The following is a 16705-nucleotide window of genomic DNA, read 5'->3' as shown; positions in this document are numbered from 1 at the left end:
CGAACGCTCGGAGGCACGAGCTCACGTGGTCTCGCGGCGGCTGGGGCGCAGGTCGAGCGCCGCCAACGCCTCGGTCACCTGAGAGATGCTCGCGGCCGAGACGAGGCCCTCGATCACCACGTCGGCGAGGTGTTCGGCGGATGCACGGCTGATCGGGCCGAGCACGATCGCCGGCCGCGGGACCTCGCCGGCCATCCGGCGCAGGATCAGGCGCTCCTCGGGCGCCGACCAGTCGAAGCAGGACAGGACGGCGTCGGCACCGCTCACACCGCCGCACGGGGCGTGGCGCAGCAGCGGACAGGACAGCTCGGTCCCATCGGTCGACCTCGGGCCTCCGCAGGTGAGGACCGCGTACCCGTGGGCACGGAGCCCGGTCGCGAGGAGGTCCTGGGTGGCAGGGTCAGGGTGCTCGATCAGCACCCGCACGCGAGCGGGGCCACCCTCGAGCGGCCACGCCGGTGGGCCGTTCCGCCGGCGCTCCGTTGACCCACGCCACCACGCCACGACGTCCCTCCTCCACTCCCGCTCCGACCGTGCCACCCCCGTCACGCCCTCCCAAGGGTCCTTCGGCCCGGCCTCGTGCGCCGTCGGCCCTCTCGGTCGCGCCTCGTGGTGGTTGGATGAAGCGTGGCTTCACGACTACGCTTCACGTGACGCAACGGCGCGTCGGTCCCGCACGGGTCGTCCGAACGCTGTCGGCGTGCCTCCGTGCTCCCTTGGTCCACGGAGGTCCGCGATGACCATCGACCTGCACCGGCTGGCACTCGATGCGATCGATGCGGCCGCCGACGAGCTCGACCTCGGGACCTGGCTGCGGGCCATGCTCCACCAGCCCGAGCGGTCCCTGGCGGTTCAGGTCCCCTTCATCGGCGACGACGGCAGCATCCGAGTGGTCCCCGGGTACCGCATCGCCCACTCCACGGCGCGCGGCCCCGCGAAGGGCGGGACCCGGTTCCACCCTGATGTGACGCCGGAGGAGGTCGCCGGCCTGGCCACCCTCATGAGCGTCAAGACCGCGGTCATGGACCTGCCCCTCGGCGGGGGCAAAGGGGGTGTCACGGTCGACCCCAAGGCCATGAGCGAGCTCGAGCTCGAGTCGCTGACCCGCAGCTACGCCCGCGCCATCGCGACCAACATCGGGCCCGACACCGACGTCCCCGCCCCGGACGTCAACACCAGCGAACGCCACATGGACTGGATGGCCGACGAGTACGCCCGGGTCGTCGGTGCGCCCGCACCGGCCGTGGTCACGGGCAAATCGCTCGCCGCCGGCGGATCGCTGGGGCGCGACACGGCCACCGCGGCGGGCTGCCGGGCCGTGATCGCGGCCAGCGCGCGTCGCCTCGGCCTGCGGTCGGACGCCCGCGTCGTGATCCAGGGGTTCGGCAACGCCGGTGCGCACCTCGCTCAGCTCCTGGCCGCCGACGGCCTCCGGATCGTCGGTCTGTCCGACAGCCGCGGCGCCATCCACGACCCGGCCGGCCTCGACGTCGCCGCCGTGGCGGCCACGAAGGCTGCCCACGGCTCGGTGATCCACCACGACGCCGAGCACGTGTCGACGACCGACCTGCTCGCCCTCGACTGCGAGATCCTGGTCCCGGCCGCCCTCGAGGGCGCGATCGACGCCGCCGAGGCCGACGCCGTCCGGGCGCGGCTGATCGCCGAGGCGGCCAACGGGCCCTGCACCCCGGCGGCCGACGCGATCCTCGCCGAACGGGGGGTCACGACCATCCCGGACGTCCTCGCGAGCGCCGGCGGGGTCACCGTGTCGTGCTTCGAGTGGGAGCAGAACCGGCGCGGCGAGCGTTGGACGGCCGACGCTGTGGCGTCCCGGCTCGAGGTCCGCATGGCGCGGGCCCTCGACGACGTGTGGCAGGTCGCCGAGGCTCGCCGGCTGCCGTTGCGCACGGCTGCCACGGTGCTCGGCGTGGACCGCATCGCGACGGCGCTCGAGGCCCGAGCCGGTCTCGGTGCCGACGAACTGGCGTCCTGACCCGTAGCGTCCAGGTAGCCGTGGCACCGACGTCAGGAGCAGGTCGTGCAGGAGACCAGCGGGACCGCGCTGCTCGACGAGCTCATCGACGGGGTCCACACCGGTGACAACCTGGTCCTCCAAGGCGACCAGGCCGCCCCCGTGAGGCTGCTCGTCGATCGCTTCGTCGCGGCGGCCGAGGGGCGGATGCCGCTCGTCCTGGTGAACGTCGCCGCGACGTGGACCGGCCCGGTGCCGGCGGGAGCCCAGGTCCTCGACTGGTCGGCCGTCGGGTCAGGCACGCCCTCCGAGCTGGAGGGCGCGCTCGGTCCGGAGGCGACCCTCGAGGACGCCCTCGTGACACTCGAAGCAGCGGACGCGGCCGTCGGAGGAGGGGCGGCCTTCGTCTTCGATCCCCTGTCGTCCGTCCCGGCCGCGTGGGGCCCGGACGCGGCACTCGAGCTGTTCCTGTCGGCCTGCCCTCGCCTGTACCGCCGCCGCAGCCTCGCGGTCTGGCCGGTCCGCACCGACCGCCACCGGCCCACCTTCCTCCGGCGCCTCGAGGAGGTCACCCAGGTCGTCGTCGAGCTCGCCGACGATGCGGGACGACTGCACGTCACGGTCCGCAAGGCGGACGGGCGCCGCCCCGAGGTCACCGGGCGGAGCGTCCACGCCGAGGTGATCGACGGGGACCTGCGACCCGTCGACGCACCGGTCACCACCCGGCAACGGCTCGGGCAGGCGATCCGCGACCAACGCCTCGTGCGCGGCCTGTCGCAGACCGAGGTCGCACGCCGCGTCGGGATCAGCGCCTCTGCCCTCTCCCAGGTCGAGCGCGGTGTCCGCGGACCATCGGGTGACACCCTGGTGCGCCTCTGGGAGGTGCTGGACGTCCCCTTCGGCCCGCGCGGTGGCGCCGAGCGCGGGTACGAGGTGTCGCGCCGCAGCGGCCGCGAACGTGTGCGGCTGCAGGAGGGGCTCGAGGGCGAACGCGTCGTCGCCGCGACAGGTCAGGCCGGTACGTGGTTGCTGGAGGTGGCACCGGGTGCCTCGGGCAACCGCGCGCCGTTCGCGGTGAAGGCGCCCGAGACCGTCGTGATCCTGCGGGGGGTGCTCGACCTGCAGCTCGGTGGCCGGACCGAGACCTTCCACGAGGGGGACGCGGTCCAGGTGACGTCCGCTGCCGTCACCGGGTGGGCGAACCCGGGACCCGACCCGACCGAGGTGAGCTGGACCGTCCACCCGCGATGACTTCAGGATCATGGGTACGCTGAAGCTCTGCTTCATCGCGAGTAGCGCCCCGAGCACGGGGCGACGCCCACCGGCGCGCTCCACGACCCACGTGGAGCGTGCCCCGCGCCCCGAAGGAACGCTCGTGGCCGCCGACAGCCCCGCCACCTCCACCCGCACGCCTCCCATCCTGACCTCGGAGGGCCGTGCCTGGCTCCAGGCACGCCACGACCGGATCACGTCGCGTCTGGCACGGATCGAGGACGAGCTCGGCAACGAACGCAGCCAGCAGCTGATCTCCGAACAGCAGCAGCTGGTCGAACAGGTGGAGGCGCTCACCCACGTGCTGCGTGATGCGGTCGCCCCGCGCGAGTTGTCCGACGACCCGTCGATCGTCGAGGTCGGCGACGAGGTGGAGGTCGCGTTCTCGGACGGGTCGACCGAGACCTTCCTGATCGTGCACCCCGTCGAAGCCGGGATGGACGAGCGGCGCACGTCGATGGATGCGCCGCTGGCTGCGGCCGTGCTCGGGCGGCGTCCCGGTGATCGTGTCACGGTCACCTCACCTGCCGGTGCCTACAGCTGCACGCTGCTGCGGCGCTCGCGTCTCGACTAGCGTCTCCCCAGGTGCCTCGTCCAGGTGCCTCGTCCAGGTACTCGTGTCGAGCGGCGCGGGTCAGCGAAGTTCCCGCGGCTCGGGTCGCGACCCTTCACGTCCGCTGGGCGCAAGCCGGCCCGGGAACCTGGCCCGACACCTGGACGCCTGGTACCCACCCTCCTGCTCCGGTGGCACACGCCACCGGTCGTCGACCGGAGAGCCTCGCTTGTCCCGACCCCGACGCTCCGCCCCGCTGGCGTTCGCCGTGGTGGCCGCCCTGCTGCTGCCCGTGACCTTGGCGGCGGCCCAGTCGGCGGAGCAGAGTCGGTTGCAGGAGGCCCGGGACCGCATCGCCGCGGTGAGTCGTGAGCTCGACCGGGCGGAGGACGTCGCCGGCGACGCGGAGGTGGAACTCGCCGACGCCGACGCGCGTCTGGCCGAGGTCGAAGCGGTCGTCAACGACGTCGCAGCGGCCCTCGAACGCCAGCGCACCGCCGTGGCCGAGGCCGCAGCGCGGCTCGCCGCCGTCGAGGACGAGGCGGCGGCGGTGCGAGCCCGGCTCGAGGCACGGGCCGCGACGATGTTCAAGCAGGGTGCGGTCCGGGACTTCGACGTGCTGCTGTCCTCCGAGGGGGCCGAAGAGGCCCTGGCACGCTCCACCTTCCTCCGGTCCCTCGCGGTCGCCGACGCGTCGACCTTCGAGGCGCTCGGGGCGGTCGAGATCACCGTCGACGCCGAACGCGAGCGCCTGGCCGTCGAGGAGGACCGGCTGACGGGGATGCTGGCCGAGCAGGAGGAGCTCCTCGCGGAGGTGGAGCAGCTGCGTAGCCGGCGCGCCCTGGCTGCAGCGGATGCTCGGGCCCGGGTCGACCAGCTGTCGCAGGAGCACGACGACCTCGAGGCCGAGTCCGAGCGCATCGAGGCGCTGATCCGCCGGCAGCAGGAGGAGGCGCGGGCGGCGGCCCGCGAGGCCGCACGCCGGGCAGCCGCCGAGGCCGCAGCCGCGGCGGAAGCGGCCGCCGCCGCGGAGGAAGCCGCCGCTGCGCCGCCGCCACCACCACCACCACCACCGGCGCGCAGCGCTCCGGCCCCGGCGCCGTCCGGCGGCGGGTCGGCGCAGGTGTCGGCGCCGTCGTCGTCGGGGTTCGCCTGGCCGCTGTGCGCGCCGGTGACCTCCGAGTACGGCCCGCGGTGGGGTCGCATGCACCAGGGGATCGACCAGGGCGCCCGCACGGGCACGCCGATCGGCGCGTCGAAGGCCGGCACGGTGATCTTCGCCGGGTGGCAGGGTGGCTACGGCAACCTGGTGCTGATCGATCACCACGACGGTGTGGTGACCGCCTACGCCCACCAGAGCAGCATGGCGGTCAGCCGGGGTCAGTCGGTGTCGCAGGGGTCGACGATCGGGTACGTGGGCAACACCGGCAACTCCACGGGTCCGCACCTGCACTTCGAGACGCGGGTGAACGGGTCGGCGGTCAACCCGCGGCAGTACCTGTCGGGCAGCCCCTGCTGACCGGGTGCTCGCGGTGCTCGCCCCCGGGGTCGAGCCCGGTGCCGACGCCGACATCCGGCCCTACCGCTCCTGAGCAGTCGTGCGCCGGCGGCGACGGGCGAGCATCGCGGCGGTCAGCAGCACGAGCATCGCGACCAGCGTGCCCGCAACGGCGGCTGGCGCGTCGCCGATCGTGCCAGCGGGGACCATCGCGGCACCCGCCTCGTCCCCGCGTCCGTTCCCTGCACCGTCGGGGCGGCCCCGGGTGACCTCGACGGTCACCTCGGCGGTGTCCACCACCTCACCGCTGGCGTCCCGCACGGTGACACGCAGCGCGTGGGTATCGCGGGAGCTCTGGTGCGTGTCGACCCGGACCGTGACCGGCACCACCTGCCCGGCGTCGGCCTCGACCGTGCGCGGCTCGACGTCGGCGCTCCAGCGGCCCGGCACGTCGGTGACCTGCAGTTGGTAGGTGTCGCGCTCGTCGCCGCCGGTCAACCGCAGCTCGGCGGTGGCGCCGTCGCCGGCGCGCACGCGCAGCTCGCACGTCACGCAGTCGAGGTGCGCCTGGCCGTCACCACCGTCGTCGCCGTCACCACCGTTCCCCGGCCCGAGCCGGGCGGGGTTCTCCCACGTCGTCGCGTTCTCGAACAGCTGGTAGCCGGTGTAGGTCAGGGCGTGGGAGGACAGGCCGTAAGGGTGGAAGTTGTCGGTGGTCGGCTCGGGGAGGAGCGCACCGACGACACGGATGGTGCCGTCCCCGAGCGGCAGTTCGCCGAGGGAGACGCCCGCGAAGCCCGCCCCGCCGTCCGGACCGGGACGCACGTAGGAACGCCCGAGGTTGATGCCGCCGGCGTCCTCCCACGCCGACGGATCCACGACGCTGATCGGGGCATCACACCCTGACGAGCAGGTCGCGGGTCCACCGACGAGGTGACCGGTCGGCACCGGCTCGTAGGTCTGACGCCGGTCGTAGTACTGCGTGCCGTCCAAGGTCTGACGACCGCTGGCGGTGCCGTCCCTGGCGATGTTCCGGGTGAGGGGATGCCCGTCGAAGGTGGGTCCGGAACCGTCGTTGAAGTCGATGTAGCCGGCGTAGTAGACCCCGCGCCGGATGGCATCGGCGGCGATACCGGTGTCGAGCTCGGCGAGGCCGGCCACGGCACCATCGGTCAGGACGAGGTTGCCGCCGCTGCGGACGAACGCGTCGAGCGCGCCGGCGTAGGCGTGGCTGCGTTCCTCGTCCGTCGCGCCGGTGGTGAAGCGGTCCGCGACCACGAAGGTGTCGAACGTGCGCAGCAGGTCGGGGTCGTCGGCGATCTGCTCCACCGACAGGCCGACCAGCTCGCTGCCGGAGGCGGAGACGAAGTCGTTGAGGTCGCGGAAGAAGTCGGTCCGTGACACGTCGTACGGCGCCTGGTCGTCCCAGCCCGGGATGGCGTCGTCGTGGGTGAAGCGGATCGTGTACGACACGGGGCCGACACGCGCCGCGTTCGGCCGGATCTGGTAGACGCCGGCCTGTGGCCGGTTGAACTCGATCTGCGCGCCGGACTGCGCGTAGATGGGCCCACCGTCGAAGGACCGTGCGACCTCCTCGCAGCCCTCGGCCGGCTCCTCCTCCTCCTCCTCCTCCTCCTCCTCCTCGTCGTCGTCGTGGTCGTCGACGGCGACCCGGGTCCCGTGCTCGTGGGCGTGCTGGTGGGTCAGGTGCTGCTCCTCGCCCTCGGGCGCTCCGCAGTAGTCGAGGATGATCGACCCGGTGACGACGCCGGCACCGATCCCACGGACGTTGGCCGCCGTCGCCTCGATGGTCATGCCACCGTTGAAGATGTCGTGCTGGGGGCCCTTCACGACGAACTCGAAGCCCTGGGCGCCGGTGACCTCGCGGCCCTCGATGTCGGCCTGGGTCGGCAGGTCGTAGATGTGCGGCGGGGTCACGAACTCGCCGCCGTCGCTGCTGACCCGGTCGGGGTCGTCGAGGAAGGCGATGCGGCCGCCCGGTGCGTAGTCGATCTCGTCCTCGTACAGCAGCGAGGTGACCTGCGAGTAGATCAGCGACTTGTTGCCCTCGACCTGGAGCTGGACGATGTCGGGGAGGAAGGCGTTGTTGGGTGCGAGGTGGCTCAGCGCCATCTCGTTGTTGATCCCGACGCCGCCGAGGCCGAGGTCGGGGTTGTCCATCCAGTCACCCATGCCGCCGGTGATCTGGTACTCGATGGTGTCCCACACCGTGCCCCACTGGACGGTGCACATCGGCGCCGTCGTGCGGTCCTGCCCGAAGAACGGTTCGGGCACGGGGCCGGGGCAGTCCTCGGCCCGCGCCACGTGCGGGGACCAGGTCAGTCGCTCCTCGGCGTCGCGGAACATCAGCTCGGCCGTCTCGACGGTGATCGCGTTCTTGCGGAAGTCCTTCTGCGCCGCGCCGAGCAGGGTGTAGGACAACGAGTTGGCCGTGACCATGCCGTGCAGGTCGATGCCACCGGCGAACTGCTGGCCGCCGGTCCGGGTGTCGGACACCCACTTGAGGTAGCGGCCGAAGCCCCGGGTCTCGGGCTCGCTGAAGGAGGTGTAGGCGGGGTCGGAGTAGCCCTGGGTCGGCCAGTCGCGGTTGAGGTCCATGCCGTTGCCGTTGAAGCGCTGGTAGTAGACCCCGCCCTCGGAGTAGTCCCCGCGGATCCAGCCGTCGGGGTTGGACAGCGTGAACAGCATGACGCCGTCGGCCAGCGCCTGGCCGGCGGTCGGCGAGCGACCCTCCTCGTCGAACGGGTCGAGCAGCCGGCGGGGCTCCTGCGGCGACGATCCTTCCGTCGCGCAGTCGATCTCCCCGGGGGCGTCACCGTTCTGGCACGCCGCCCAGGTCGCCAGATCCTCGACGGCGCGGATACCGCCCTCGAGGCCGGCCCGCTCGATGCCGTGGATCGACAGCGAGTACACGAAGTGCCGGCGGTCGGCCTCCGGTGTGGCCGACGCCCGGTCCGTGACCTTCACCACGTACAGCGGACGCTGCTCGCGCGTCAGGTCCTCGCGGGGGATGCCCGCCGACATCAACGACTCGTTCGCGAAGTGCTCGTGCGTGCCGAACTGCTGCGGCAGGTTGATCAGCTGCACGTAGCGCGGGTACTTCTCGGCCAGGAACCTGAGGCCGGCGATGGCCTCGTCCCACTGCACGAACTGCACGGCGCAGGCGTTGCCGTTGGCGTTCGGCGAGGCGAGCGGGAGACCCGCGAGGCAACCCTGCGGGTCGGGGAACACCCGTCCGAGCGCCTGGTAGGTCTCGTCTCGGTCGGCGACGGGCGTCGCCGATGCCGGCGCGGCGAGCAGCGCCACAGCGGTGGCTGCGACCATCGCCGCGGCCAGGAGGATGCTGAACACAGGACGGACGGACGCGCGCAACGCAGGTCTCCCGAGACTGGTGGCAGGTCTCGGCGGGACTTCGACGGTGGGGGTGCGGGTCCCTACCGGGCGGTGGCGGTGCGCGCGCTACCGCGCACCGGCAGGGCGACCTGCCGCCGGCGGCGAAGCGGCGCGGCGTTCAGAACAGCTTCGGGATCATCGCCTCGACCAGGGAGGGGCCCGGCGTCGCCAGGGCCGCCTCGAGCTGGACGGTGAACTCGTCCGCGGTGGTGGCCCGCGTCGCGGGCACGCCCATGCCGCGCGCCAGCTCGGTGAAGTCGAGCCGCGGACGTCCGAGGTCGAACAGGTCGGCCGCCGCGGGACCCGTGGTGTCCGCGCCGACCCGCTGCAGCTCCATCTTGAGGATCTCGTAGGAGGCGTTGTTGTAGAGCACGACGGTCACGTCGAGCTCCTCGCGCGCCATCGTCCACAGCGACTGGATGGTGTACATCGCCGAGCCGTCGGCCTGCAACGCCAGGACCTTGCGGTCCGGGGCGGCGATCGCGGCACCGACGGCGGCCGGCAACCCGTAGCCGATGGAGCCACCGGTCAGCGTCAGCCAGTCGTGGCGGGGCGAGGCCGCCGTCGTCATGGGCAGCGACAGGCTCGAGGTCACGGCCTCGTCGACCACGATGGCACCCTCGGGCAGCAGCGCACCCACCGCCAGGGATGCCGTCCACGCGTCGAGCTGACCGGTCGGACGCTGCGACGGCTCGCCGGCCGGACGTGGCGGGGCCACCCCCGCGCACCCGAGCTCGTCGGCCAGGGCGGCCAGCGCGTCGCCAGCGGCATCGGACGCACCCGCGAGCATGTGGACCTCGGTGCCCTCGGGGACCAGCCGGCTCGGCTTGTCGGGGTAGGCGAAGAAGGTCACCGGCTCCTCGGCGCCGACCAGGATCAGGTGGCGCACGCCGGCCAGCTGCTGGCTCGCCGCCTCGGACAGGTAGCCGAGGCGGTCGAGGGGCGCGACCCCCTGGCCCCGCGCCAACCGGGTGGGGAAGACCTCGGCCAGGATCGCGGCTCCCGAGGCCTGGGCGATGGTGGCCGCGGCGTCGACGGCGGTCGGATCGGCCAGGGCGTCGCCGCCCACGAGGATCAGGGTCGCCTCGCCGGACCGCAGGGCCTTGGCGGCACCGGTGATGGTGTCCGCCGGGACCCCCCGCCGGCCGGCGGGGGCCACCGGGTCGGCGACGACGCCGCCGTCCCCCCAGCTGACGTCGGCGGGGAGGATCAGGGTGGCGACCTGGCCGGGCGAACCGATCGCGGCTGCGACCGCCTCGGCGGCGTCACGCCCGACGTCAGCCGTCGACGTGGAGGTACGCACCCACGAGGACACGTTGCGAGCGACCGTCTCGATGTCGGACTCGAGCGGGGCGTCCAGCTGCTTGTGGGGGAGGGCGTGGTCGCCCACGATGTTGACCACGGGGGTCGCGGCGCGGCGGGCGTTGTGGAGGTTGGCGAGGCCGTTGCCGAGCCCCGGACCGAGGTGGAGCAGGACCGCCGCCGGGCGACCCGCGATGCGTGCGTAGCCGTCGGCCGCCCCGGTGGCCACCCCCTCGAACAGGGCCAGGACGCCGCGCATCTCCGGCACGTCGTCGAGCGCGGCGACGAAGTGCATCTCGGAGGTCCCGGGGTTGGTGAAGCAGACGTCGACGTCCGCGCCGACCAGGGTGCGGATGAGTGCGTTGGCACCGTTCATGCGTCGTCCTTCGCGCGTACCGGTCGGGACCCTAACCGCCGCGTCGCCTCGTCAGCGGCCCTCGTCCGACCCTCGGTGGACGCCGCGGACGGGCCTGGGTGGACGAACGGGCTTGACCTCGACAGCGTTCGGTGTAACCGTGGTTGGCGTCGAGGTGCCGCCGGCGCGTCGACACGGCTCGACCAGGGAGCGCGACGTGCAGTCACCGATCCGAGACCGACGGGCGACCCGACCGGGGCGACGCGTGGGGTGGCTCACCATCCTCCCGCTCGCGCTGCTCGGACCGGTGCTGACCACCGGACCGGCCGCCGCCCAGGAGGCCGGTGCCGGAGGCGCGACGGGCGAGGAGGTCGTCATCTCCTCGATCGCGGCGTTGCTGTTCCTCGCCGGTGCAGGCGGGCTGGCGTTCGCCTACCGCCGCGGCAAGCTCGCCTCGCTCGACCGGCTCGCCGCGGGCACCGGCCGGGCCGCCGGCCTCCCCGGCTGGGCCGCCCTCCCGCTGGTGATCGCAGGTGTGTCGCTGATCGTCGCCGTCTTCGGCTTCTACTGGGACGTGGCGACCCACATCGACCACGGTCGCGACGACGGGGTCTTCGGCAACGCCGCGCACTGGCCGATCCTGCTGGGGCTGACCGGCATCGCCATCGCCGGTCTGGTGTCGACGCTGCTCGGGACCGACCGTTCCCACGCCGGTGGGCTCCAGCCCCGCCGCTGGCCCCGCGTCCCCGTCGGCGGCGCCCTGCTGTTCCTGTGCGGGCTCATCGCGCTCGCTGGCTTCCCGATCGATGACCTCTGGCACCGCATCTTCGGGCAGGACGTCACGCTGTGGAGCCCACCCCACATCCAGATGGTGTTCGGCGCGTCGGTGAGCACCGTGGCCCTGTGGGTGCTGTTCGTCGAGGCCGAGCGGTCGCAGCCCCGCGACGATCGGTCCCCGCGCCGGCGGTATCTGATCGAGGTCCAGCTGGCGGGGGCGGTCCTGATCGGCATGTCGACGCTGCAGGGTGAGTTCGACTTCGGCGTCCCGCAGTTCCGGCTGCTGTTCCAACCGCTCCTGATCGCGGTCGCCGCGGGCATCGCGCTGGTCGTGGCCCGCATCCGTCTCGGTCGCGGTGGCGCCCTCCTGGCGGTCGGCTTCTTCCTGCTGGTCCGAGGCACGATCAGCCTGGTGGTGAGCGGGCTGTTCGACCACGTCACCTTCCATCTGCCGCTCTACCTCGGTGCGGCGGTCGTCGTCGAGCTGATCGCGACCCGGCTCGCCCCCGACCGCCAGCTCACCTTCGGTGCCGCCTGCGGGCTCGCGATCGGGACGCTGGGGGTCGCGGCCGAGACCGCGTGGTCCCACGTGTGGATGCCCATCCCGTGGACGGCGACCCTGCTGCCTGAGGCCGCGTTCGTCGTCGTGCCGGCGGCCGTCGCGGCCGGGATCGTCGGCGGCTTCCTCGGCCGGTCGCTGACGCGTCCCGGGGTTCCCCGTCAGCGGGTGCCGTCCTGGCTGGCCCCCGCGGCTGGTGTCGTGCTCGTGGCAGCGATCGCCTACCCGCTGCCGACCACCGACACCGACGCCCGGGCCGAGGTGCGCCTGACCGCAGCCGACACGCCGCCCGGCAGCCAGGGTGAGCACGTCCACGTCCACGTCACCGTCGAGCCTGCGGACGCCGCCGTGGACGCCGAGTGGTTCCACGTCATCGCCTGGCAGGGCGCCCGGTGGTGGAGCGAGGAGGCCACCGAGATCCACGACCTCGAACCGCTCGGTGCCGGCACCTACCGGACCGTGGACCCGGTCCCCGTCCACGGTGAGTGGAAGACCATGCTGCGCCTGCACCAGGGGCGGGTGATGGCCGCCGCACCGATCTTCCTGCCCGAGGATCCGGAGATCCCGGCTGCGGAGGTCCCCGCCGAGCCCGAGGTGACCCGTGCCTTCGTGCCCGACCACCAGATCCTGCTGCGCGAGATGCGTCCGACCGCCGCCTGGGTCCCGTGGACGGGACAGGGGCTGATGGCGGTGATCGCGCTGGCCTGGCTGGCCGCGTTCGTGGCCGGCACCCGACGGCTGCGTCTCACCCGACCCGACGACGTGACCGCGACTGCCACGGTCCCCCCGGCGGAGCGGCGGACCGCGACCCGTTGAGCCACCCCCGGGCGGACCAGCACGGGCTGCGTCCGTCGGTCATCGTTCCGGTCGTGGCGGCGGATCGGGCGCCTCGTAGAGGGTGCGCTGGGCCTCCTCGGTCTCCAGCCCCGATCCACGCAGCAGGTCGATGCCGGTCGATCGGATCTGCCCGACGATGCGGCTGATCGCCAGATCCCGGGTGTCGCCGAACAGCGGCCGGGTCCGTGCGGCGGCAGCCCCCGCGTGCCGCCGGATCGCCTCGGTGGACGCGCCGGCGTCCAGGCGATCACCGAGCGCCGCGACCGCGTCGGCGAGGTCGAGGACGGCGTCCCCGAGCTCGGGTGGTGCCCCCTCGTCGTCGCGGCGATCGGTGTGCTGGAGCAGGGCAGCCGTGGCTCGGGCGAGCACCCGGGTGTCACGGACGGCGAGGTCGAGCTGCCCGACCGCGGCGGCGTAGGCACCGACCAGGTCACGCTGGCCGCGCAGGAGCGGGGTGATCCTCGCGTTCTCCTCGGCGACCTGGATCGACGCGCGCAGCTCGTCCACCTCGGCGTCCAGCGACCGTGCGCGGTCGAGCGCTCGGCGACCCGCGGCGAGATCGTCACGGTGCAGGGCGTCGGCCACGTCGCTGAGCGTCGCGACGAGGGCGGTGACGACCGGTCGTGCCGCGCGGCGCAGGTGACGGTCGGGGGCCGCAGGCAGCAACGCCGTCACGAGGAGGGCGGTCGCACCGCCGGTGGCTGCGTGGACGAACCGGTGAGGGACCAGATCGATGGTCGGTGGCTGGATCGTGACGACCAGGATGGCAGCGACCGCCGCCTGGGTGACCACGAGGGGGCCGCCACCCGCGGCCGTCACCACCACCATCGCCAGCACGGCGACCAGGACGAGCTGCCAGCCGCCGGTGCCGATGCCCAGCACGAGCAGGTCGGCGACCGCGATGCCCGCGGCCACGCCGACCACGATCTCGACCGCTCGTCTTCCCCGTTGGGCGGGCTGGTTCAGCACGATGACGGCGGCGATCGGGGCGAAGAACGGCAGGCGGTAGCCGAACACCAGGGTCGCCAGGGCCCAGGAGCCACCGAGCGCGAGCGCGACCTGCGCGAAGGTGCGCCGCGCCGCACGCAGGCGGTGCAGCGATCGGGTCAGCGGGGCCGGGACGGGCATCGCCGGAGGCTAACGGCACGGAGTAGGGGAGCGTTCCACGCCGCGAGCAGGGTCAGGCGGTCAGGCGCCGGTAGAGCGCGGCGGTCTCGGCCGCGATGGCGTCCCAGCTGAAGCGTTCCTCGACCCGTCGGCGGCCGGCGGCACCCAACCGGGACGAACGCTCGCGGTCCTCGAGCGCCTCGGTGACCCGGGCGGCGAGGTCGGTGGCGAACCGCGCGGCATCGACCGGTCCGCGCAGCTCGTCGTCGCCCGGCTCGAAGGGGACCAGCCAGCCGGTCTCGCCGTCGACGACCACCTCCGGGATGCCCCCGACGGCGGAGGCGACGACCGGCAGCCCCACGGCCATCGCCTCGAGGTTGACGATGCCGAACGGCTCGTAGATCGACGGGCACACGAACACGTCGGCGGCCGACAGGATCTGCAGGAGCTGCTCACGCGGGAGCATCTCCTCCACCCAGACGACCCGGACCGCTGCGTCGGCGAGATCGGCGACCCGGTCACGGAACTCGGCAGCGATCGCCGCCGTGTCCGGTGCGCCGGCGCACAGCACCAGCTGGGATCCGGCCGGGAGCAGCGCGGCCGCATCGAGCAGGTGGACCACGCCCTTCTGCCGCGTGATGCGTCCGACGAAGACCGCCGTCGGTCGGTCCGCGTCGATGCGGTGTTCGGCGAGGACGTCCCGCCCATCGACGCGGCGCCAGCCGTCGGGGTCCACCCCGTTGTGCACGATGGTGACGCGGTCCGGGTCGACCGACGGGTAGCAGGCGAGCACGTCGTCGCGCATCCCGCGCGAGACCGCCACGACGGCGTCCGCGCCCTCGAGGGCGGTGCGCTCGCAGAAGCTCGACAGCGCGTAACCGCCACCGAGCTGCTCGCGTTTCCACGGGCGGAGCGGTTCGAGGCTGTGGGTCGTCACCACGTGGGGGACCTCGTGGACCAGCGCCGCGAGGTGGCCGGCGAGGTTGGCGTACCAGGTGTGGCTGTGGACGAGGTCGACGTCACCGGTGGCCGCGACCATCGACAGGTCCGCCGAGACCGTGCGGAGCGCGGCGAGCTCGGGCCGGTCGCCGGCCAGGGCATCCCACTCACGGTGCGTGCCGGCCACCAGGGGATCCTCGCGGGGCTCGCCGAAGCAGTGCACGGCGACGTCGACGTGGGAGGCCAGCGCCCGCGAGAGTTCGGCGATGTGGACGCCGGCGCCGCCGTAGACGGCCGGCGGGTACTCCTTGGTGAGCAGCCCGACCCTCACGCGGACCCCGGACCCGGTACGTGGTCGCCCTTGCCGATGACCACGATCCCGCCGTCGGAGACGTGGAACCGCGCCCGGTCCTGCTCGGGGTCGACCCCGATGCGGGTGCCTGCCGGGATCCTCACGTTCTTGTCGACGATGGCCCGTCGGACCACCGCGCCGCGTCCGACGTCGACGCCGTGCAGCAGGACCGACTCCTCGACCGACGCGCCCGTGTGGACGTGGGCCCCGGGTGAGACCACCGAGCGACGGACCGTCCCGCCCGAGACCACGACGCCCGAGCAGATCATCGAGTCGACGGCCACCCCTCGTCGGTCGGCCTCGTCGAACACGAACTTCGCCGGCGGCAGGGGGTCGTGCCAGCTGTAGATCGGCCACTCGAGGTTGTAGAGGTTGAAGATCGGATGGACCGAGATCAGGTCCATGTGGGCCTCGTGGTAGGCGTCGACGGTCCCGACGTCGCGCCAGTAGCCACGGTCCCGGTCGGTGGCGCCCGGCACGTCGTTGTCGCGGAGGAAGTCGTGCACGGCCGCGTCGCCACGCCCGACCATCTCGGTGATGATGTTGCCCCCCATGTCGTGGGCGGAGGACTCGTCCGCGGCGTCGGCGCGGACCGCGTCGATCAGGGCCTCGGTGGTGAAGATGTAGTTGCCCATCGAGGCGAAGACCTGCGAGGGATCGTCCTCGAGCCCGACGGCGTCGCTCGGCTTCTCGTGGAACGCACGGATGCGCCCGTTCTCGCCCGGTTCGATGACCCCGAAGGCGTAGGCCTGCTCGACCGGCACGCGCAGGCCCGCGACCGTCACACCGGCCCCGGAGGCGATGTGTTCGTCGAGCATCTGGGAGGCGTCCATCCGGTAGAGGTTGTCGGCGCCGAACACGCAGATGTAGTCGGGGTCCTCGTCGCGGATGATGTTGATGTTCTGGAACAGCGCATCGGCCGATCCCTGGAACCAGGTGCGACCGGTACGCATCTGGGCGGGGACGGGCGCCACGAAGTTGCCCAGCATGGGCGACATCCGCCACGTCTTGGCGAGGTGGGTGTCGAGGCTGTGGCTCTTGTACTGCGTGAGCACGATGATGCGCCGGAACCCGGAGTTGACGAGGTTCGACAGCGCGAAGTCGACCAGGCGGTAGTTGCCGCCGAACGGCACCGCCGGTTTGGCACGGTCGCGGGTCAGGGGAGCGAGCCGACGGCCCTCGCCGCCGGCGAGCACCACCCCGAGGACGTTCGGCTGACGTGCCACTGCTTCGGCTCCCTGGTCGGCCAGGGGAGCCTAGGCGCACGCGCGGGGTGCGCGCGACGGGTCCTGGCGATCAGCCGACGGTGGTGCTGGCCTCGGTGGTGCCAGCGGCGCGATCCCAGGCCAGGCCCTGCGCTGCGACGTCGGTCACCTCGATGGCGTAGTCACCGGCGGTGCTGGCCATCCGGAAGCGGATCCGTCCGAACATGTCCGTGGTGCCCTGGACGGTCCGGGTCCGCTCGGGGCCGCGTACCCGTGCCTCGACCGACAGGTCCGAGCAGCGCTTGCCGTCGGCGTCGCGCACCTCGATCAGGAAGGTCACCCGGTGGCGGCCGTCGTCGAGCGTCTCGGGGTCGAGGACCTGGAGGTCGGTGACCCGCACGGGTTCGGTGAACAGGCCCGTCTTCGGCAGGTCGTCGGGGTGCGGCTCGAGGACGAGGTCCGGCGGCGGCGTCCGGCGACGCGCGAACGGGTTGGGGAGGGCCACAGCGGCAGGCTCCGGCGGGGTGGCGGGGAGGGGCGACGCGGCGCACGGTACCGCCGGG

Annotated in this window: 12 protein-coding genes; 5 read left to right on the top strand and 7 right to left on the bottom strand. The window is 73.0% G+C overall.

Features of this window, described 5'->3' with window-relative positions; genetic code table 11:
• Nucleotides 1–21: 21 nt before the first annotated feature.
• A complete protein-coding gene (locus NITAL_RS18605) occupies nucleotides 22–426 on the bottom strand; it encodes an ANTAR domain-containing protein (RefSeq protein ID WP_157041947.1) in 405 nt (134 codons plus the stop codon).
• Nucleotides 427–736: 310 nt separating this feature from the next.
• Here NITAL_RS18605 and NITAL_RS18600 point away from each other — a divergent pair, with 310 nt between their 5' ends.
• From NITAL_RS18600 to NITAL_RS18585, 4 genes are all read left to right on the top strand, one after another.
• Nucleotides 737–1993: a Glu/Leu/Phe/Val family dehydrogenase gene (locus NITAL_RS18600; RefSeq protein ID WP_052667650.1), complete on the top strand. Its 1257-nt coding sequence runs from the start codon at nucleotides 737–739 to the stop codon at nucleotides 1991–1993.
• Nucleotides 1994–2038: 45 nt separating this feature from the next.
• Nucleotides 2039–3223 carry a helix-turn-helix domain-containing protein gene (locus NITAL_RS18595; RefSeq protein ID WP_052667649.1) on the top strand — a complete coding sequence of 395 codons (1185 nt, stop codon included), beginning with the start codon at nucleotides 2039–2041 and terminating at the stop codon, nucleotides 3221–3223.
• A 124-nt stretch (nucleotides 3224–3347) separates the two neighbouring features.
• Nucleotides 3348–3818 carry a GreA/GreB family elongation factor gene (locus NITAL_RS18590; RefSeq protein WP_052667648.1) on the top strand — a complete coding sequence of 157 codons (471 nt, stop codon included), beginning with the start codon at nucleotides 3348–3350 and terminating at the stop codon, nucleotides 3816–3818.
• Between the two features lie 208 nt (nucleotides 3819–4026).
• Nucleotides 4027–5316: a murein hydrolase activator EnvC family protein gene (locus tag NITAL_RS18585; protein ID WP_052667647.1), complete on the top strand. Its 1290-nt coding sequence runs from the start codon at nucleotides 4027–4029 to the stop codon at nucleotides 5314–5316.
• A 60-nt stretch (nucleotides 5317–5376) separates the two neighbouring features.
• Here NITAL_RS18585 and NITAL_RS18580 read toward each other — a convergent pair whose 3' ends face one another.
• A complete protein-coding gene (locus tag NITAL_RS18580) occupies nucleotides 5377–8667 on the bottom strand; it encodes a M14 family zinc carboxypeptidase (protein WP_052667646.1) in 3291 nt (1096 codons plus the stop codon).
• Between the two features lie 160 nt (nucleotides 8668–8827).
• Nucleotides 8828–10387: an acetolactate synthase large subunit gene (locus tag NITAL_RS18575; protein ID WP_052667645.1), complete on the bottom strand. Its 1560-nt coding sequence runs from the start codon at nucleotides 10385–10387 to the stop codon at nucleotides 8828–8830.
• A 196-nt stretch (nucleotides 10388–10583) separates the two neighbouring features.
• On the opposite strand from NITAL_RS18575, the gene NITAL_RS18570 reads away from it, so the two are divergent.
• Complete coding sequence (locus tag NITAL_RS18570) at nucleotides 10584–12518, top strand: hypothetical protein (protein WP_052667644.1); 1935 nt, start codon at nucleotides 10584–10586, stop codon at nucleotides 12516–12518.
• Nucleotides 12519–12557: 39 nt separating this feature from the next.
• Here the strand turns inward: NITAL_RS18570 and NITAL_RS18565 are convergent, their stop codons facing one another.
• The 4 genes from NITAL_RS18565 to NITAL_RS18550 form a co-directional block, all read right to left on the bottom strand.
• Nucleotides 12558–13667: an FUSC family protein gene (locus NITAL_RS18565; RefSeq protein WP_052667643.1), complete on the bottom strand. Its 1110-nt coding sequence runs from the start codon at nucleotides 13665–13667 to the stop codon at nucleotides 12558–12560.
• A gap of 52 nt (nucleotides 13668–13719) precedes the next feature.
• Entirely contained in the window at nucleotides 13720–14916 is a 1197-nt protein-coding gene (gene glgA, locus NITAL_RS18560; RefSeq protein WP_052667642.1) for a glycogen synthase, read from the bottom strand.
• The gene (glgC, locus tag NITAL_RS18555; protein ID WP_052667641.1) at nucleotides 14913–16163 is read right to left on the bottom strand and encodes a glucose-1-phosphate adenylyltransferase; all 1251 of its coding nucleotides are present in this window, start codon (nucleotides 16161–16163) and stop codon (nucleotides 14913–14915) included. Before glgC ends, glgA begins: the two co-directional genes overlap by 4 nt.
• 70 nt (nucleotides 16164–16233) lie before the next feature.
• Entirely contained in the window at nucleotides 16234–16647 is a 414-nt protein-coding gene (locus NITAL_RS18550) for a hypothetical protein (protein WP_052667640.1), read from the bottom strand.
• Nucleotides 16648–16705 lie beyond the last annotated feature (58 nt).

Origin of the sequence: Nitriliruptor alkaliphilus DSM 45188, from assembly GCF_000969705.1 — a bacterium.
Classification (GTDB): domain Bacteria; phylum Actinomycetota; class Nitriliruptoria; order Nitriliruptorales; family Nitriliruptoraceae; genus Nitriliruptor; species Nitriliruptor alkaliphilus.
The sequence above is the reverse complement of the archived record's forward strand: the minus strand, read 5'-3'. Positions and strand labels throughout refer to the sequence as shown.